At 51.5% G+C, this 18,871-nt stretch carries 15 protein-coding genes and 1 tRNA gene; 13 read left to right on the top strand and 3 right to left on the bottom strand.

Annotated elements, in window-relative coordinates; genetic code table 11:
* Window positions 1-21 precede the first annotated feature (21 nt).
* Window positions 22-882 carry a bifunctional methylenetetrahydrofolate dehydrogenase/methenyltetrahydrofolate cyclohydrolase FolD gene (gene folD / locus BZG23_RS10855; protein WP_046075252.1) on the bottom strand — a complete coding sequence of 287 codons (861 nt, stop codon included), beginning with the start codon at window positions 880-882 and terminating at the stop codon, window positions 22-24.
* 308 nt (window positions 883-1,190) lie between these two features.
* Between folD and BZG23_RS10850 the strand changes: the two genes are divergently transcribed.
* From BZG23_RS10850 to BZG23_RS10805, 10 genes are all read left to right on the top strand, one after another.
* Window positions 1,191-1,267, top strand: a tRNA-Arg gene (locus tag BZG23_RS10850).
* A gap of 337 nt (window positions 1,268-1,604) precedes the next feature.
* Window positions 1,605-2,909, top strand: a complete 1,305-nt coding sequence (gene tig, locus BZG23_RS10845; protein ID WP_046075253.1) for a trigger factor — start codon at window positions 1,605-1,607, stop codon at window positions 2,907-2,909.
* Between the two features lie 278 nt (window positions 2,910-3,187).
* Window positions 3,188-3,811, top strand: coding sequence for an ATP-dependent Clp endopeptidase proteolytic subunit ClpP (gene clpP, locus BZG23_RS10840; RefSeq protein WP_046075254.1), 624 nt, complete (start codon window positions 3,188-3,190; stop codon window positions 3,809-3,811).
* A gap of 145 nt (window positions 3,812-3,956) precedes the next feature.
* Complete coding sequence (clpX, locus tag BZG23_RS10835; RefSeq protein ID WP_077606920.1) at window positions 3,957-5,234, top strand: ATP-dependent protease ATP-binding subunit ClpX; 1,278 nt, start codon at window positions 3,957-3,959, stop codon at window positions 5,232-5,234.
* A 138-nt stretch (window positions 5,235-5,372) separates the two neighbouring features.
* Window positions 5,373-7,745: an endopeptidase La gene (gene lon, locus BZG23_RS10830; RefSeq protein ID WP_046075256.1), complete on the top strand. Its 2,373-nt coding sequence runs from the start codon at window positions 5,373-5,375 to the stop codon at window positions 7,743-7,745.
* A 188-nt stretch (window positions 7,746-7,933) separates the two neighbouring features.
* On the top strand, window positions 7,934-8,209 hold the full coding sequence (locus BZG23_RS10825; protein WP_046075257.1) for an HU family DNA-binding protein: 276 nt from the start codon (window positions 7,934-7,936) through the stop codon (window positions 8,207-8,209).
* A gap of 167 nt (window positions 8,210-8,376) precedes the next feature.
* A complete protein-coding gene (ppiD, locus tag BZG23_RS10820) occupies window positions 8,377-10,257 on the top strand; it encodes a peptidylprolyl isomerase (RefSeq protein WP_046075258.1) in 1,881 nt (626 codons plus the stop codon).
* A gap of 162 nt (window positions 10,258-10,419) precedes the next feature.
* Complete coding sequence (locus tag BZG23_RS10815) at window positions 10,420-10,722, top strand: ComEA family DNA-binding protein (protein ID WP_046075259.1); 303 nt, start codon at window positions 10,420-10,422, stop codon at window positions 10,720-10,722.
* A 106-nt stretch (window positions 10,723-10,828) separates the two neighbouring features.
* Window positions 10,829-11,431, top strand: a complete 603-nt coding sequence (yfbR, locus tag BZG23_RS10810) for a 5'-deoxynucleotidase (protein ID WP_046075260.1) — start codon at window positions 10,829-10,831, stop codon at window positions 11,429-11,431.
* A complete protein-coding gene (locus BZG23_RS10805) occupies window positions 11,418-12,776 on the top strand; it encodes an anti-phage deoxyguanosine triphosphatase (RefSeq protein ID WP_046075261.1) in 1,359 nt (452 codons plus the stop codon). The genes yfbR and BZG23_RS10805 overlap by 14 nt, the downstream gene beginning before the upstream one ends.
* A 63-nt stretch (window positions 12,777-12,839) precedes the next feature.
* Here the strand turns inward: BZG23_RS10805 and BZG23_RS10800 are convergent, their stop codons facing one another.
* Together BZG23_RS10800 and BZG23_RS10795 are read right to left on the bottom strand one after the other, a co-directional pair.
* Window positions 12,840-13,439, bottom strand: a complete 600-nt coding sequence (locus tag BZG23_RS10800; RefSeq protein ID WP_046075262.1) for a tRNA-uridine aminocarboxypropyltransferase — start codon at window positions 13,437-13,439, stop codon at window positions 12,840-12,842.
* Window positions 13,440-13,530: 91 nt separating this feature from the next.
* Window positions 13,531-14,751, bottom strand: coding sequence for a pyridoxal phosphate-dependent aminotransferase (locus BZG23_RS10795; RefSeq protein ID WP_046075263.1), 1,221 nt, complete (start codon window positions 14,749-14,751; stop codon window positions 13,531-13,533).
* A 270-nt stretch (window positions 14,752-15,021) separates the two neighbouring features.
* On the opposite strand from BZG23_RS10795, the gene BZG23_RS10790 reads away from it, so the two are divergent.
* The 3 genes from BZG23_RS10790 to menH are packed head-to-tail and all read left to right on the top strand — an operon-like array spanning window position 15,022 to window position 18,855.
* Window positions 15,022-16,320 carry an isochorismate synthase gene (locus BZG23_RS10790; protein ID WP_046075264.1) on the top strand — a complete coding sequence of 433 codons (1,299 nt, stop codon included), beginning with the start codon at window positions 15,022-15,024 and terminating at the stop codon, window positions 16,318-16,320.
* Window positions 16,320-18,083, top strand: a complete 1,764-nt coding sequence (gene menD, locus BZG23_RS10785; protein WP_046075265.1) for a 2-succinyl-5-enolpyruvyl-6-hydroxy-3-cyclohexene-1-carboxylic-acid synthase — start codon at window positions 16,320-16,322, stop codon at window positions 18,081-18,083. Before BZG23_RS10790 ends, menD begins: the two co-directional genes overlap by 1 nt.
* Entirely contained in the window at window positions 18,076-18,855 is a 780-nt protein-coding gene (menH, locus tag BZG23_RS10780; protein ID WP_046075266.1) for a 2-succinyl-6-hydroxy-2,4-cyclohexadiene-1-carboxylate synthase, read from the top strand. The genes menD and menH overlap by 8 nt, the downstream gene beginning before the upstream one ends.
* Window positions 18,856-18,871: the final 16 nt, after the last annotated feature.

The raw sequence follows: 18,871 nt of genomic DNA, 5'->3' as shown, positions 1-18,871 counted from the left end.
CCAGTTTGACCCTCTCTCATGCTAGTGACCATCGTGGTATTGCTCACAGGCCATGAGCGTATTTTCAATCAAGGTCGCGACAGTCATCGGGCCCACGCCACCTGGGACAGGGGTAATATGGCTAGCCTTTTCATAGGCGAGCTCATATTCGATGTCGCCGATAAGCTTGCCGTTTTCCATGCGGTTAATGCCCACATCAATCACAATGGCGCCGGGCTTGATCCAGTCGCCAGGAATAAACTTAGGCTTACCGACCGCGACAACCAGCACATCGGCTTGTCGAACATGGGCTTCTAAATCCTGGGTAAACCGGTGGCACGTTGTGGTTGTACAGCCCGCCAATAGCAGTTCTAACGTCATCGGGCGGCCAACAATATTGGAGGCACCCACGATCACCGCATGTTTACCACGAAGAGGGACATTGTAGCGGTCTAGGAGGGTAATAATCCCTTTTGGTGTGCAAGAACGCAGGGTTGGCATGCGTTGACACAAGCGACCGACATTGTAGGGATGAAACCCATCGACATCTTTGTCTGGGCGGATGCGCTCCAATACGGACGTGGCATCAATCCCTGCAGGTAAGGGCAGTTGGACGAGAATGCCATCAATACTGTCATCCGCATTTAAGGTGTCAATGAGTGAGAGTAACTCTTGTTGAGAGCACGAAGCCGGGAGGTCGTAAGACCTTGACACAAACCCGACCTCATCGCAGACACGACGTTTACTGCCAACATAAACTTGGGAGGCAGGATCGTCTCCGACCAGAATTACCGCCAATCCGGGGGCTCTACGTCCCGCTTGAGTGCGAGCGGAAACGCGGGCGGCAACCTCTCGACGCACGGTTTGCGCGATCAGCTTTCCATCAATGAGTTGTGCGGCCATAACTATCCTTCGGCTAAAGCAATGTTGGCAATAGTGTGACAAAAAACGCACCTAAAAGCTATTACGCAAACGTTTGCTAATGCAGTTTAATGAGGGGGAAGGGAAAAAAAGCACTCAGCCGATCATGCTCGCACGATGCTTGACGAGACTGAAACACAAAAAGCATTAATTTCGCGTTCTCGCCTCACCGCGTGGCATGAATACATAGCCAGTAAATGATGTGGTTTTGAGCAACCACGTCAATATTTTAGGGAAAAGCGTTGACGACGCCTAACGTCGCTTTATAATCCACGCTGCGTAAAGACAGTGCGCCCTTAGCTCAGTTGGATAGAGCAACGGCCTTCTAAGCCGTGGGTCACAGGTTCGAATCCTGTAGGGCGCGCCATTCTGCTTTCTTCCCTGTTTGTCTCACCGAACTGCTCTGAAAATAACCAAACACACATAAAACCGTAAAAAGTGTGATCCTACGCGGTTGAATTGTGAGATATCACCCCAATTTTGATATTGAAACGCCATCGGTCGCCCCTTGTCTCGACTCAGTTGACGGGTGCCGCTATAATAGCGCGTCTTAATTTTCAGTCTCGGATGAGATAGCTCGATACGCCAGTTGCGTGTATCCGGATTCGCAGGGGCTATGACGGATTCATAGCTCAGATGATGCCACCAGTAAAACTGGTAAACATCACTCAGTACCCCTGAGTAAATTTGAGGTTAAATTTATAATGCAAGTTACCGTTGAAACCACCGAAGGCCTTAAGCGCCAAATGACCATCACAGTGCCTGCTGCCAACATCGATGACGCAGTCACTAAAGAGCTACGCAATATCGCTAAGAATCGTCGTTTTGATGGTTTCCGTAAAGGTAAAGTTCCATTGAAGATGGTGTCACGCATGTACGGTGACACAGTACGCCAAGACGTGCTGGGCGAAGTGATGCAGCGTCACTTCATCGAAGCCATGATTCAAGAAAAAGTGAACCCAGCAGGGGCGCCAAGCTTTACACCCGTTGAAAACGAAGCGGGTAAAGATTTGGTCTTTAAAGCTGACTTTGAAGTGTACCCAGAGGTTGAGCTTCAAGGCCTAGATGCTATCAGCGTTGAGAAGCCAAAAGCAGACGTTCAAGAAAGTGATGTGGACGAGATGCTTGATACCCTGCGCAAGCAACAAGCGAGCTGGGTTGAAGCAGAGGGTGAAGCGAAAGAAAACAGCCGTGTCACCTTGGATTTTGTTGGTACCATCGACGGTGAAGAGTTTGAAGGCGGTAAAGCTGAAGGCTTCCAACTAGAAATGGGCCAAGGTCGTATGATCCCAGGCTTTGAAGACGGCCTAGTGGGTAAAAAAGCGGGTGAAGAATTCACTATCGATGTGAACTTCCCAGACGACTACCACGCTGAGAACCTAAAAGGTAAAGCGGCGCAGTTTGCGATTAAACTGCACAAGGTGGAAGAGCAAGAGCTGCCTGAGCTGACAGAAGAGTTTGTACAGCGCTTTGGTATTGCCGATGGCAGCGTAGAAGGCCTGAAAGCGGAAGTGCGTAAAAACATGGATCGCGAGCTCAAGCAAGCGATCAAGAACAAGGTGAAAGAGCAGGTACTTGACGGCTTGGTTGAGCAAAACCAAATCGACGTACCGTCTGCGCTGATTGAGCAAGAAATTGGCACCTTGCGTCAGCAAGCGGCACAACGCTTTGGCGGCAACATGGATAGCGCTTCTCAGCTACCACGTGAGCTGTTCGAAGAGCAAGCTAAACGCCGTGTAAGCGTCGGTCTTCTGCTTGGGGAAGTGATCAAGTCAGAAGAGCTTGAAGCGGATGATGAGCGTGTTAAAGCACTGATCGAAGAAATGGCATCGGCGTATGAAGATCCATCAGAAGTTGTCGCTTACTACGAGAAAGACGAGAAGCTGATGGAAAACATGCGCAACGTCGCGCTAGAAGAGCAAGCGATTGATGCGCTACTGGCAAAAGCCACTGTCACCGAAGCTGAAGTCGGCTTTAGTGACTTGATGAACGCTTCTCAGCAAGCTTAATCAAGGTTAAAAAACGTTTGTGTCGCATTGACACTGCGTAAATGGATTTGCTTACAATGGCCCTAATGACTTGTCATTTGGGCCATTTTTTCCATCTACTGAGTCGCTATATTGGCCGCTTAACCGTCAAGAGTGCGAGACGTTTTAGCCATAAAAAACCTCGCTGGATCATTAAGCTGCGTGCATCGATTTAAGATTTTAGTGACCTGTTACAGCGTTTTGTGCTAAACCTTGGTTAAGGCAAGAGTTATAACGAATTCGATTAGGGATATTACGCTATGAGCCAACAACACAATAATGCCATGCCGCCAATTATGGACGCCCTTGTTCCTATGGTGGTGGAACAAACCTCGCGCGGCGAGCGCTCTTACGATATATACTCTCGCCTGTTAAAAGAACGCATCATCTTCCTCACTGGGCAAGTGGAAGATCAAATGGCAAATTTGATTGTGGCGCAGATGCTGTTCTTAGAGTCAGAAAACCCAGAAAAAGACATTTATTTGTACATCAACTCGCCAGGTGGCGTGGTCACGGCAGGCATGGCGATCTATGACACCATGCAGTTTATCAAGCCTGATGTCAGCACCCTGTGTACTGGCCAAGCGTGCTCAATGGGATCGTTCCTGTTGGCGGGTGGAGCCAAAGGCAAACGTTATTGCCTACCGAATTCACGGGTCATGATTCACCAGCCGCTGGGGGGCTTCCAAGGCCAGGCGTCTGACATTGAAATTCATGCCCAAGAAATGATCAAAACCAAGCACCGTCTCAACACCCTGTTGGCTGAGCACACAGGCCAGCCGATGGAAGTGATTGAACGTGACACCGACCGTGATAACTTCATGGCGGCACAGGAAGCGGTGGACTATGGCTTGGTTGACGCCGTATTAAGTCAACGAGACTAAACCCAACATGCCTTAGGGCGTTGAAATCAAGCAAGCTGCGTGAACAAGCGCAAAGCTTGTCAGTGGTTGGGTCGGAAAAAGTGGCCGATTTGTTGTAAACTCAACATAAGGCAACGACGGGCAAATGCCCCAAAGAGGTTAGCGAATGACAGACAAGCGAAAAGACGGTGGAAGCGGAAAGCTGCTTTACTGCTCATTCTGTGGTAAGAGCCAACACGAAGTTCGTAAGTTAATTGCCGGGCCATCGGTCTACATTTGTGATGAGTGTGTTGACCTGTGTAATGACATTATCCGTGAAGAAATTAAAGAAGTGATGCCAAAGCGCGAGGGAGATAGCTTACCCGCGCCGAGTGAGATTCGTGCACACCTTGACGATTATGTCATTGGCCAAGAGCAAGCGAAAAAAGTGCTCTCGGTTGCAGTCTACAACCACTACAAACGCTTGCGAAACGGTGATAAAAGCGCAGATGGCGTGGAGCTGGGCAAGAGTAACATCTTGCTGATCGGCCCTACCGGTAGTGGTAAAACATTACTGGCCGAAACGCTTGCGCGCTTTTTGGATGTGCCATTTACCATGGCAGACGCCACCACATTGACCGAGGCCGGTTATGTCGGTGAAGACGTGGAAAACATTATCCAGAAGCTGTTGCAAAAGTGCGATTATGATGTCGCCAAAGCGGAGCGTGGTATCGTCTATATCGATGAGATTGACAAGGTCTCTCGTAAATCCGACAACCCATCTATTACCCGAGACGTTTCTGGGGAAGGGGTGCAACAAGCACTGCTTAAATTGGTAGAAGGGACAGTCGCGTCGATTCCTCCTCAGGGAGGACGTAAGCATCCACAGCAGGAATTTTTGCAAGTGGACACGTCGAAAATCCTGTTTATCTGTGGCGGTGCGTTTGCGGGGCTCGATAAAGTGGTTGAGCAGCGTGTCGATACAGGCTCTGGCATTGGCTTTGGTGCGCAGGTTAAAGGCGCCACGGACCGTTCAGCCGATGAGTTCTTTGGCAAAGTTGAGCCCGAGGACATGGTGAAGTATGGCCTGATCCCTGAATTTATCGGCCGTCTACCCGTAACCGCGGTGTTGAGAGAGCTTGACGAAGATGCCTTGGTGCAAATTCTGCGCGAGCCGAAAAACGCGTTGACCAAGCAGTATGGCGCGTTGCTTGAACTCGACGGGGTGGAGCYGGAGTTTCGAGACGACGCACTGCGTGCTATCGCCAAAAAAGCGATGGAGCGTAAAACGGGTGCACGTGGCCTACGCTCGATTGTCGAAGCTGTCTTGTTGGATACCATGTACGACTTACCGTCAATGAAAGACGTGAGCAAAGTGGTGATTGACGATTCAGTGATCCGAGGCGAATCTGCACCTCTACTGATGTATGAACACACGGATAACCAAGCGGCGGGTGGCGAGTAATATCGTTACACAAGGTTATCAGTGATATAGAAAAAGGGAGTGACAACTCCCTTTTTTATTTTCTGACGGTTGAGCCGTTGAAACCTGTCCAACAGACCCCATATACTCATAATCAGATTGAACGGAAGAGAGAAGCATATGAACTTGGAGCGTTCCGAGCGCATTGACATTCCGGTGCTGCCACTTCGGGATGTGGTGGTTTATCCTCACATGGTGATCCCGCTTTTTGTGGGAAGGGAAAAGTCGATACGCTGCCTTGAAGCGGCGATGGACAACGACAAACAGATTCTACTGGTTGCGCAAAAAGATGCCGCCACTGATGATCCAAGTATCTCAGATTTATACACCGTTGGGACGGTGGCAACCATTCTCCAGCTTCTTAAACTTCCAGATGGCACGGTGAAAGTGCTGGTTGAAGGGATGCAGCGTGCGCGCATCGATCAGTTTAGTGAAGATGATTTCTTCACTGCGCAGGCCGAGTATTTGACCACGCCAAGCTTGGATGAGCGTGAGCAGGAAGTGTTGGTTCGCACGGCGATCAGCCAGTTTGAAGGCTTTATCAAGCTCAACAAAAAGATCCCGCCAGAAGTACTGACATCCTTAAATGGTATTGAAGAGGCGGCGCGTCTTGCTGATACCATTGCTGCCCACATGCCGCTTAAGCTTGAAGACAAGCAAAATGTGTTGGAAATCGTTGATATTTCCGAGCGTCTCGAATACCTGATGACTATGATGGAGTCTGAGATTGACTTGCTTCAGGTTGAGAAGCGCATTCGTGGTCGCGTTAAAAAGCAAATGGAAAAGAGCCAGCGCGAGTACTACCTCAATGAGCAAATGAAAGCCATTCAGAAGGAGCTGGGTGAGCTGGATGATGCGCCGGACGAGTTTGAAGCGCTGAAGCAGAAAATCGAAGAATCAAAAATGCCGCAGGAGGCGCGGGAAAAAACCGAGCAAGAACTGCAAAAGCTGAAAATGATGTCTCCGATGTCGGCGGAAGCCACCGTGGTACGCAGCTATATCGATTGGATGATTAGTGTGCCATGGGCAAAACGCTCAAAAGTGAAAAAGAATTTAGCCCGCGCGGAAGAAGTGCTCAATGCCGACCACTATGGCCTTGAGCGCGTCAAAGACCGTATTTTGGAATACCTCGCGGTACAAAATCGGATGAAGAAGCTGAAAGGCCCGATTCTTTGCTTAGTGGGACCGCCAGGGGTGGGGAAAACCTCGCTAGGGCAGTCTATTGCTCGCGCCACTGGGCGTAAATATACCCGTATGGCGTTGGGTGGCGTACGTGATGAAGCGGAAATCCGTGGCCATCGTCGCACCTATATCGGCTCATTGCCCGGCAAGCTTATCCAGAAGATGTCGAAAGTGGGCGTCCGTAACCCGCTGTTCCTGCTCGATGAAATTGATAAGGTGTCGTCTGACATGCGTGGCGATCCCTCATCGGCGCTGCTTGAGGTGCTTGATCCTGAGCAAAACAATGCGTTTAACGATCATTATCTAGAGGTTGACTACGATCTCTCGGATGTGATGTTCGTGGCCACATCTAACTCGATGAATATCCCCGGCCCACTGCTGGATCGGATGGAAGTGATCCGCCTGTCTGGTTACACCGAGGACGAGAAGCTCAACATTGCTAAGCAGCATTTGATTGACAAGCAAGTGGCTCGTAATGGCTTGAAACCGCATGAGATCACGATTGAAGACTCGGCCATTGTCGGCATTATTCGTTACTACACACGCGAAGCGGGCGTGCGTAACCTTGAGCGCGAGATTTCTAAACTTTGTCGCAAGACGGTCAAAGAAATTCTGCTTAATAGCGAGCTCAAGCAAGTGACGGTGACGGATGAGAACTTGCAAGATTACTTAGGCGTCCGCCGCTTTGATTATGGTAAAGCGGATGAGCAAAACCGGGTGGGCCAAGTGACTGGGCTTGCTTGGACCGAAGTGGGTGGTGACTTGCTCACTATTGAGACGGAAGCGATGCCAGGTAAAGGCAAACTGACGCACACAGGCTCGCTGGGCGATGTGATGCAAGAATCAGTGCAAGCGGCGATGACCGTGGTGCGCAGCCGTGCTGAGAAGCTGGGTATCAACAGCGACTTTTACGAGAAGCGTGATATTCATGTCCACGTTCCAGAAGGCGCAACGCCCAAAGATGGCCCAAGTGCGGGCATCGCGATGTGTACTGCCTTGGTTTCAAGCTTAACCGGTAACTCAGTGCGGTCCGATGTCGCGATGACGGGAGAAATCACCTTACGCGGTGAAGTGCTCCCGATTGGTGGCTTGAAAGAAAAGCTACTCGCGGCACGTCGCGGCGGCATAAAAACGGTGGTTATCCCAAAAGAAAACGAGCGTGATTTAGAGGATATTCCTGCCAACGTCAAAGAGGACTTATCTATTCACCCTGTGCGTTGGATTGATGATGTTTTGACCATTGCGCTAGAGAATAATCCGCTCGGAATTGAGCTGGTTAACGCCGAAAAGAGTGACATGCAGCAAAATTAAGCAACGTAAAACGCTGACAGGCAGTAAAAGGCTTGTCAGCGTTTTTTTTGCTCGCTAACGTTGCTTTGACGCATTGCCTGCATGGGGCGGGCAAGCGCGCTTTCAACGTCTTTCGTCGACAAAGCGTCTGTTATTGAATACCGCAACATTGATAGGTTTGCGGAGATGTAATCTAAGGGGATGAAAAAGTGAATAAGTCGGAACTGATTGATCATATTGCAGAAGGTGCGGATATTTCTAAGGCCTCAGCAAACCGTGCATTGGATGCCTTCGTAGAGGCGGTGTCTGACACATTGAAGTCAGGCGACCAGGTCGCGCTAGTGGGCTTTGGCACCTTCTCTGTACGCGAACGCGCTGCACGCAAGGGCCGTAACCCACAAACGGGCGCTGAAATTGATATCGCGGCGGCCAAAGTACCTGGCTTTAAAGCGGGTAAAGCGTTAAAAGACGCCGTTAACGAGTAATCCTCGTGACTCGCTGCCGAATTATTCGCGTTTGACGGGGCGCTAGAGCTGCAAAGCCACTAACAACCGCGTATAATTCGGCGCACAAGAGCGTAAAGGCGCATCACATGATGCGCCTTTTTAGTTGAAAGACAACCAGCCCAAACCAGTTGGAGTACCGGCCAGTTATGATGGAACGTATACGCGAAGGCACCAATAGTCTTGCGGTGAAGATCATTTTAAGCCTTATCATCTTTTCCTTTGCTTTTGCCGGTGTCGGCAGCTATCTGGCAGGCGGTTCCAACCCGCCCGCTGCAACCGTCGGTGATAAAGAAATCAGCCGTGCAGAGCTCGATCGAGCTTATCAAAACGAACGTGCTCGTATGCAGCAACAAGCCGGAGAGCAGTTTAACCAACTGCTGGGCAACCCAGAGTATGTGAAGCGTTTTCGTCAAAACATCTTAGATCGAATGATCAATGACTTGCTGTTAGAGCAGGCGGCTAGCGAACTCGGTTTGCGTGTGAGTGATGCGCAAGTCAAAGCAGCGATTAGAGCGATGCCACAGTTCCGTCAAGGCGGGCAGTTTAATAACGATCGTTATCAAGCCGCTCTGCGCCAAACGGGCATGAGTGCCGATGAATTTGCCAACTATATGCGCACAGACTTAATGCGTCAGCAGCTGGTTAATGGCCTACAAGGCTCAGGCTTTGTCTTGCCCAGTGAGTTAGAGAATCTGTATCGCTTAGAGGCGCAAAGCCGCCAAGTGCGCACCATCACGCTCCCAGTGGCTGATTTTGCAGAGCAGGTATCACTAACGGACGACGAGCTGGAAGCATACTATCAAGCTAACCGAGACGATTATATCCAGCCTCGCATGGTCAAAGTCGCTTATGTAGAGCTCACGGGAGAGGGGCTGGCTAATGAGGTTCAGGTCTCGGATGAAGCCATCGCGACTTATTACCAAGAGAATCAGTCTCAGTATGGCTCACAAGAACGTCGTAAAGTGAGCCACATCCTGATTGAAGGGACAGGTGATGAGGCTAAAGCCAAAGCCCAGCAAGCGCTAGAGCGCCTGAATCAAGGCGCCGCATTTGCTGCTTTAGCGAAGGAAATGTCTGATGACACCTTCAGTGCTGAGCAGGGTGGGTCGCTGGACTGGATTGAACCTGATGTGATGGATCCGGCGTTCGAGAAAGCGGCGTATGCGCTGTCAGAGAAAGGCGATGTCTCTGGGCTCGTTCAATCTGACTTTGGCTATCATATTATCCGTTTAGACGATATTGATCCGGCGGATGTGACACCGCTTGCAGAGGTAAAAGACGATATCCGTACCGAATTGCAACAAGCGCGCGCGGCGGATCGTTTCTACGCGCAGTCTACCACACTGGCGGAAGTCGCTTTTGAAGAGGCGAATGGTTTGGAGCCTGCGGCTGATGCGGTGAACAGCAAGGTGCAGTATACCGATTATTTTGCGTTAGACGCGGCGACTGGCTTGATGGCTCGTCCTCAGATCCAGCAAGCACTTGACAGCTATGACGTACGTGAAAACGGGCTTAACTCAGAGTTGATTGAGTTGTCTGGTGAGCATGCGATTGTTGTGCGCCTTGATGATGTGAAGCCGGAAAAACAGCTTAGTTTTGCGGAAGTGAAAGACCAAGTTCGCGAAACGCTCGCCGCCGAGAAAGGCCAAGAGCAAGCAAAAGAAACCGCCGGTGACTTGATTGCCCAACTCGAAGAAAGCGGTGAGGTAACGGGGAGCGATTACACCTTCAGTGCCCCCATCACACTCAACCGTGTTTCTCAGCAACAAGCTATCGCTGAGCTGGCGTTTTCTCTGCCACAGCCAGCATCTGACAACGCCAGCTATGGCGTGACGCAAAACCGTCAAGGTGATGTGGTGGTTGTCGCACTGGATAAGGTGATGGTGCCTGAGGTGCCAGATATCAGCCCGCAAAGCCAAATGGCGGCGCGTGTTCAACGCGCGATGAGTAACATGTCACTGTCTGCGACCTTACAAGCGTTGCGCGAAGAGGTGGATGTGACTTACGCGGAGTCAGATACCCAGTAAGCGAGTGGGCAGCAGGAGTTCGATCTCTCTCGCACCCTCTTTGCTTGAGTAAGAAAAACGGCGCTAGGACTTTGTCCTGCGTCGTTTTTCTTTTATCGCTCACATGCAAATAGGCGAGCGCGGACTTAGGGTAAGGCTGACATTTCTACAAGGAGTGAAATCATGAAACACCTTTTATCCTGTCTGTTCTTTGCCCTTGCGTTGGTGACGGCGCCGGTGAGTTGGAGTGCTGATGAAAACGCCGTTCAAGCGACTGAGCAAGTTGAACGTCTTTCCGTTAACATCAATACCGCGAGTGAGCAGCAGTTATCAGAGCAACTCAAGGGGATTGGTCCGGCGAAGGCCAAGGCCATTATTGAGTATCGCCAAGCCCACGGTGAATTTAGCTCGCCAGACGCACTGATGGAGGTCAAAGGCATTGGTCCCTCAACATTGGATAAAAACCGAGACCTCATAAAGGTGTAACCACGCTCGCGCAAAGTGGTGTTTGGCGCTTTGCGCGAATAATACTTGTGTCTGCTGGCTTGAATGCACACAATGACAGCGATGTGTAGCATGGTAGCAGGATGCGATGACTCAAAAACAAAGCCACTTTTTTGCCCACCTTGCGCGAATGAAGCTGATTTATCGTTGGCCACTGATGCGCAATGTTTCCGCCGAAAATATCTCTGAACATAGTTTACAGGTTGCCTTTGTGGCGCATGCGTTAGCGTTAATCAATAACAAACGCTTCAATGGTCACTATCAACCCGAGCGTATCGCAGTATTAGCGATGTTCCATGATTGCAGCGAAGTGATCACGGGTGACTTGCCTACCCCAGTAAAGTACTTCAATCCATCCATTGCGGGGGAGTATAAAAAAATAGAGAAAATGGCCGAGAAAAAGCTTATCGCGATGCTGCCGCCTGAGTTACAAGAGGAATATAGCGGGCTAATAGACTCAGACCACATCGCGCCGGATGATTACCAACTGGTGAAACAGGCCGACACCTTATGTGCTTATTTAAAATGCCTGGAAGAGATTGCAGCAGGGAACCATGAGTTTGAGCAAGCGAAGAAGCGGCTGGAAGCCTCGTTAGAGAAAAGGCGCTCTCCGGCGAGCGATTACTTTATGGCCACTTTTGTGGATAGTTTTACACTGTCGTTGGATGAGATCAGTGATGATGGATTTTGACCTATCTGACGCCTGGCAAATTCGCCAGATGACAAATGAGCAGAAAAAGCGTCGTCATGATAAACGCACGGCGTACCAACGCGATCGTGCGCGGATTCTGCACTCAGCTGCCTTTCGACGCTTGCAAGCAAAAACCCAGGTGCTCGGTGCCGAGCACAGCGACTTTTATCGGACTCGGTTAACCCATTCACTTGAGGTCTCGCAAATTGGTACCGGCATCGTCGCTCAGCTCAAAGAGAAACAACCAGCATTTCGCCCACTGCTTCCGTCGACCGGTTTGATGGAAAGCCTCTGTTTGGCTCACGATATCGGTCATCCTCCTTACGGCCATGGCGGCGAAATCGCACTGAATTACATGATGCGCAATGACGGAGGGTTTGAGGGCAATGCGCAAACCTTTCGCATTGTCACGCTGCTTGAGCCTTATACACAAGATCATGGGATGAACTTGGCACGTCGCACCTTGCTTGGTGTGATGAAGTACCCCGCATTGATCAGTGCCGCTCACAATGGCAATCAGCCTGCGCCCGTTAACGACTTTCGCCATCTCAAAGCGCGGGAGTGGCAACCCGCCAAGGGCATTTATGATGATGATAAAGCGCGGCGAGATTGGGTGCTCGCGCCATTAAATGAGGCGGATCGCGCGTTATTTTTAGCGTTTCGTGATCATACGGCCACGGATCAACACCGCAAAACACGCTATAAATCACTCGATTGCTCCATCATGGAGCTGGCCGATGATATCGCTTATGGCGTCCATGACTTGGAAGATGCCATCGTGATGGGCCTAGTGACGAGGGAGCAATGGCAAGAGTCAGTAGCAAGCTATTTGGCAGAGTGTGGTGACCCATGGCTCGAGGCCAACATTGGTGAGCTAAGTGAGCAAATGTTTGGCCCTCCGTACGAGCGTAAGGACGCGATTGGCGCTCTGGTCAATACGTTATTGACCTCAGTGGAGATCGCGCCGACCAATCAAGATGGCACCCACAGTTTTACCTCTCCGCTATTGGCGTGGAATGCCTATTTGACTGAGGTCATGGCCGGTGTTTTGGAGGTGCTAAAGCGCTTTGTCAGTGAATTTGTGGTTAAACAGCCAGAGCTTCAGGTGGTGGAGTACAAGGGCCAACAGTTGGTCATGGAGTTGTTTGATGCCTTTGCCTCTGATCCCGAGCGTTTGTTGCCAACGGATTATCGACGCGATTGGCTGGCCGCCCGAGCGAACGGCCAATCAGGAATGCGAGTGATTGCCGATTACCTGTCGTCGATGACTGACAGCTTTGCGCAAAAGCTCCACAGCACCATGTTTACCGCCGCCAGTAATGGTCCGCTGTACGCGATTCGCTAGCGATCGGGGACGAGCGTGGGTGATGACGCCCTCAGTGTGCGGGACACTAAGCAAGTCGCTCGTTCAGTCGTGGCGCTTGCTCGCATTGGGTATAAAGGCGAGCTGGCGCTGAACGAGAAGGTCAAAACTGTCGAGCAACGGCTGATAGGGTGTGGGGTCGCCACTGAGTTGACTCAGCGCCATATAGCCGGCCTCGAGGGTGGACAGGGCACCCGGCTTCCGACTCTTACGAATCTGATATTGGCTTGGCGCACAGGCGTCAATACGGATACTCGGAAGTGCCTGTAAATTGGTCGACAACTGATACATTTTGTAGGCTTTTTTCCAGGTCCCATCCAGCAAAATAACCCCTTGTTTGGCACTCGCACCTTGGGCCGCCATCTCACTGAGTGCCATCGCGTTTTCACCGGGGTAGAGCACGGCATAAGTAATGTCCGGGTCCGCCAATAACGCATTCAGTTGGGGATGGTGGCTAAAATCTTCTCCGACGAAGGTCACGCTATGTTGTAGCGAAAGGCTCAGCAGGCAGGCACTGTTCTTTGGGTGCGAGACTTCATCAGGGTGCTGAAGCAGGATCACGGGATTGGGATTATCAATCTTGATGATGGCATCGCAAATGCAAATGGCGTGGGCTTTATGGCAGCGAGAGCAGTATCGAGACATACGAATAAGGGCGTTATAAACGGAATACGGTGATCAATAACATAACGCAAGCCGTGTCGCACGTGCTTGCGTTATCGACAGGTAACACCCACTAGCTCTCTTGGCTGTACCCGCTGAGAAAGCGTTCAAAGCGACTGATAGCCATCTCCAAGTCATCGACGCGCGGCAAGGTGACAAGCCGGAAATGGTCGGGTTGATGCCAATTAAAGCCCGTTCCATGCACCATGAGCACTTTCTCTTGCAATAAAAAGTCGAGCATTAACTTTTCATCGTTATGAATGTTATACCGCTTGGTGTCGATTTTCGGGAAGAGATAGAGCGCGCCTTTCGGCTTTTTACAGCTCACCCCTGGAATTTGGTTGATAAGCTCATAGGCTTTGTCGCGCTGCTCCAGCAACCGACCGCCGGGTAAGATAAGCTCGTTGATGCTCTGGTATCCCCCCAACGCCGTTTGAATCGCATGCTGCATCGGGACATTAGCACAAAGCCGCATCGATGCCAGCATCTCAAGGCCTTCGATGTAACCGCGTGCATGTTGTTTCGGCCCTGTGACCAGCATCCAGCCGGCGCGAAAGCCACAGACTCGGTAGGCCTTGGATAAGCCATTAAAGGTCAAGCACAGTACATCCGGTGCTAAGGTGGCGATAGAGTAGTGCTGCGTCCCGTCGTAGAGAATTTTATCGTAGATCTCGTCCGCAAAAATGATCAGATTATGCTGGCGCGCGATCTCCACCACTTGCAACAAAAAGTCGCGGCTATAGACAGCCCCTGTCGGGTTATTGGGATTAATCAGGACAATCCCCCGGGTGCTGGGCGTGATTTTACGTTTGATATCGTCTAAGTCTGGATACCAGTCCGACTCTTCATCGCAAAGGTAATGGACAGGCTTGCCCCCTGATAAAGATGCCGCCGCCGTCCAAAGTGGATAGTCAGGTGAGGGCACCAGTAACTCGTCACCATTATTAAGCAGGGCTTGCATGGCCATCACGATAAGCTCGGAGGCACCGTTGCCCAAATAGACGTCTTCAACGTCTAAGTCCATCAAGCCGCGCTTTTGGTAGTGTTGCACCACGGCTTTACGGGCGGAGTAGAGCCCTTTTGAATCGCAATATCCTTGCGAGGTGGGGAGGTTGCGGATCACATCCACCAAGATTTCATCGGGGGCATCAAAACCGAACGGGGCGGGATTACCGATATTCAGCTTAAGAATGCGGTGGCCCTCTTCTTCGAGGCGTTTCGCTTCTTTCATCACTGGACCGCGAATGTCGTAGCAGACATCATCCAGCTTGGCGGACATTCCAATAGGTTGCATTAACGTTCCTGTAAATAAAAAGGTGAAAATTGTTATTAGGCTTTTTTGGTAACTTACACTATTTGTTTGCCAATTCGAAAGACTTGGGCAGATAAAGTTTCACTGCCAGGAATGGCGCAAAAAAATCGACCAAGTTTGACAGATAACTGATCTAGCGCATATTTGTAAAAGACGCTCACAGGTAGACTGATAAGCAAGAATAACGTGCTACATAAAAGAGTACGGATTGACTTGCAAAGAGCACTGCCGCCTAGGCGGTTGGAGGATGTCGTGACTACCTTGATTCAAGCGGCTAATCATTTACAAAGCCAAGTAGCGATCAGTCAAGCGCCTGCACAATTGACCATGGCGTTTACTTGGCCAGGTGATTTGTCGCCCGTTGCTTGGTTGGATGCACAGCCTATTTACCCGAAAACCTACTGGCAATCACGCGATGGTCGTGAAGAGGTATTGGCACTGGGCGCTAGCCATCAGTTTTCTCAGCTACAAGCGGCCCAAGCCAGTCTGGTGCCTGACCAGCGCATTTGGGGCTGTGTGGCCTTTGATGATGCACCCGGCTGTGGTGATTTTTTCTTGCCAGTGGTTGAGCTCGTCAGGCGTGACCAGCAATGGCAGCTGAGTATTAATCTCACCACGGCGTGTGACAGCCAAGTGGTACTTAATCAGGTGATTTGGCAAGGCCGTCCTTTGGCGGCAGGGCAAGCGGTTGTCCGTGAAGAGACACATACCCCCAACCACGCTCAGTGGTGTCAATCTGTCCGTTGTGCGTTGACACACATGGAGCAGACCGCACTACAAAAAGTGGTGCTGGCACGTCAAACGCGTCTGTCGCTCAATGCGCCGATCAGTGCCGGCCAGCTGTTACAGCATAGCCAACAGCACAATGTCGAGAGTTTTCACTTCCTTTTTGCAACCGGCCCTGATGACGCTTTTGTTGGCTCAACCCCAGAGCGGCTATACCGCCGTCGCGATTGTCGTGTGACCACAGAAGCGGTAGCAGGGACAGTTCGTCGTGGCGCAAGCTTTAGTGAAGATCACCATCTTGGCGAGTGGCTATTAAGTGACACGAAAAACGTGCACGAGAATCAGCTGGTGGTGGACGATATTTTCGCCGGACTTCGCCGTCATGCGTTAACCATGACGGTTGACCCTGAACCGCATCTGATTGTGCTTCGCCATCTTCAGCATTTACGTCGTCGAATCAGCGCCATTATCGGGCCTGGTGTTGATGATACTGTGCTGCTCAGTGCCTTACAGCCCACCGCCGCGGTGGCCGGGTTGCCCCGTGAAAATGCGCGTACCTTTTTAGCCGAGCAAGGCATTGCACGTGGCCGTTATAGCGGTGCGGTCGGTTATCTTTCTCAGCGTGAAAGCCAGTTTTGTGTAGCAATACGCAGTGCACAAGTGACAGAGAATACCGTGGACTTATATGCCGGCGCCGGTATTGTCCCTGGCTCGGATCCGGATGCTGAGTGGCAAGAGCTGGACAATAAGCTCACGACTCTCCGTCAGTGTTTGCCTGCTTGCACGGTGCCTGAAAAAGACGCCATCAGACTCGGAGCCTGCTAATGTCGCTTTCTCTCACACACACCTGGGCAGAGGTTGTGATAGAAGAGCTATCGCGCCTAGGCGTCAGGCATATTTGTGTCGCGCCCGGTTCACGTTCCACACCTTTGACGCTGGCCGCGGTGAAACAAAGTCAGCATCCCCAACGTCCGGTGACAATCCACCGTCACTTTGATGAGCGCGGGCTGGGTTACCTTGCCCTTGGTTTGGCCAAGAGTGTCCGTGAGCCTATCGCGGTGATTGTGACCTCAGGCACCGCGGTGGCAAATTTGCTGCCTGCCGTGGTGGAAAGTGGCTTAACCGGTGAACCGTTAGTGATTCTTTCTGCTGACCGCCCGTTTGAATTAATGGATTGTGGCGCGAACCAAGCGATTACCCAATCAGGCCTGTTTTCTTCTCATGTGACCGCTGAATTGGCGCTTCCGGCGCCGACTGCTGAGATCCCTTTGCCGGCGTTACTCACCAAAGTGGATCAGCTACTTGCACGTCAGGCTGAGCAAGGGGGGAGCGTCCATATTAACTGTCCGTTTCGTGAGCCTTTTTATGGCAATCGCGATGAGACAGAGGAGGAAAAGCTTCGCGAGTCTGTTGCCCACTGGTGGCAAAGCGGCCAGCGTTATACCCGCCACCATCAAGCTCGCTGTTCTGCGATGCCTGAATGGCCGCCTTGGTGGACGCCGGCTGATGGAGGACCACGAACGGTAATTGTACTTGGTGCCGTGCCAGAGGGGCTGTCCGAGGCCGTGGAGCGGTTAGCGAGTGCGCTTCATGCCATTATCTTGGCCGATCCACAGGCAGGGGTGGCGAGCAGTGCACCTGGCTACGATCTGTGGCTTAACCATCCCGATCTTTTCCAGCAATTGAATCAAGCCCAATGGGTAATTCAGCTCGGTGGGCGGTTGGTGTCTAAACGCCTTGGCCAATGGCTGGCGCAAACGCAAGCTCACTACTGGCTGATCAGCGAACACACACAGTCACTTGCCCCTCATCATTTGTCTGTCGAACAGTTTGTCGTGCCGCCGTCCCAGTGGCGGTTATGGTTAAACGCATTGACTGATGCTGTCGACAGTGCACATTCTGACGCGATAGCTGATTCGACGCATGTGAGCGCGTGGCAATGCGCCCTGGTCAACGGTGCCAAGTATCAGATGCAACTGGCAGCCGCCGCCATACCGACTTCCCCTTTGTCGGAACACAATGTCTTTCAAACTCTGCCGGCGATGTTACCTCACCAAGCGGATGTTTTTATCGGTAATAGCTTGGCGATCCGCTTAGCGGATATTTGGTCTCACCTTGCTCACCATCGGGTATTTGCCAACCGTGGCGCCTCGGGCATTGATGGTTTACTCGCCTGTGCCGCTGGGGTGCAGCGATACCGCGCTCAGCCAATGTTAGTGGTGTTGGGTGATACCAGTGCACTTTACGATCTTAATAGCCTCGCATTATGGCGGGAGACGTCTGCGCCGGCCGCCATCCTTATCCTGAATAACAATGGTGGTGGCATTTTTGATGCGCTGCCGGTTGATCAAACCCTTTGTGATACCTACTACCGGATGCCGCATGATCTAGGTTTTGAACACATCGCGGCGCAATTCTCTTTGGGTTTCCATCAACCCGTGACCCCAGATGATCTCGTGCGAAGCGTGAGTCAGGCACTCACCACCCCTGGGGCTGATGTGATTGAAGTGGTGACACCGGCCGGAGAAGCGGGACAGGTACTCAGCGAGTGCTTAGCTGCCATGGCAGCCAGGGGGACACATGCTTAGTTACCAACAAGGCGGCGATCGGCATGGAAAGAAAGTGGTGTTTCTCCATGGTTTTTTAGGTAGCGGAGAAGATTGGCGTACGGTGACCGATAAAATGCACCATTGTCATTGGCTGTGCATTGATTTGCCTGGTCATGGTAGCAGTGTGAGCTATCAAGCCGTTGACTTTGCCACGACAGTCGCAGCAATACGACAAACGTGTTACCAGGTGTGGGGGCATCAAAAGGCATGTTTAGTCGGATACTCGCTCGGCGCGCGCCTTGCCATGCATCTTGTCTGCACTCACCCCAGTCTTTGGCGCGCGGTCTTCTTGGAAGCGGGTCACCCAGGTTTTGCGGATAGCCACCAACGACGCAAGCGGCTGGCACAGGATAGCCAGTGGGCGGCGCGCTTTGCGCATCAAACCCTGTCAGAGGTGTTAAACGATTGGTACCAGCAAACCGTCTTCCAGTCACTCACATCTGACCAGCGTACCGCTTTAGTGCTTGAGCGGGGAAATAATCACGGCCCCGCCGTGGCGAAAATGCTGTTGGCGACCTCTTTGGGCCGCCAGGCGAATTTACGCGCGGGGCTGGGTGAAGCCTTTCGACAAGGCGTCACGATTGACTACCTTTGTGGAGAGCACGACAACAAATTTACCTCACTTGCACATTCACTATGGCAACACACCGGGATCCCCGCCACGCCGATAGAAGGGGCAGGGCACAACAGCCATGTTGAAAATCCAGATAGGTTTGTGCAGGTACTCACGCAAAGTCACGCACTCGCTTGACTTTTTATCTTTATGA

The organism is Salinivibrio sp. ML290, assembly GCF_001995695.1.
GTDB lineage: Bacteria > Pseudomonadota > Gammaproteobacteria > Enterobacterales > Vibrionaceae > Salinivibrio > Salinivibrio siamensis.
Note: the sequence above shows the minus strand (reverse complement) of the source record. Positions and strands in the feature narration are given on the sequence as shown.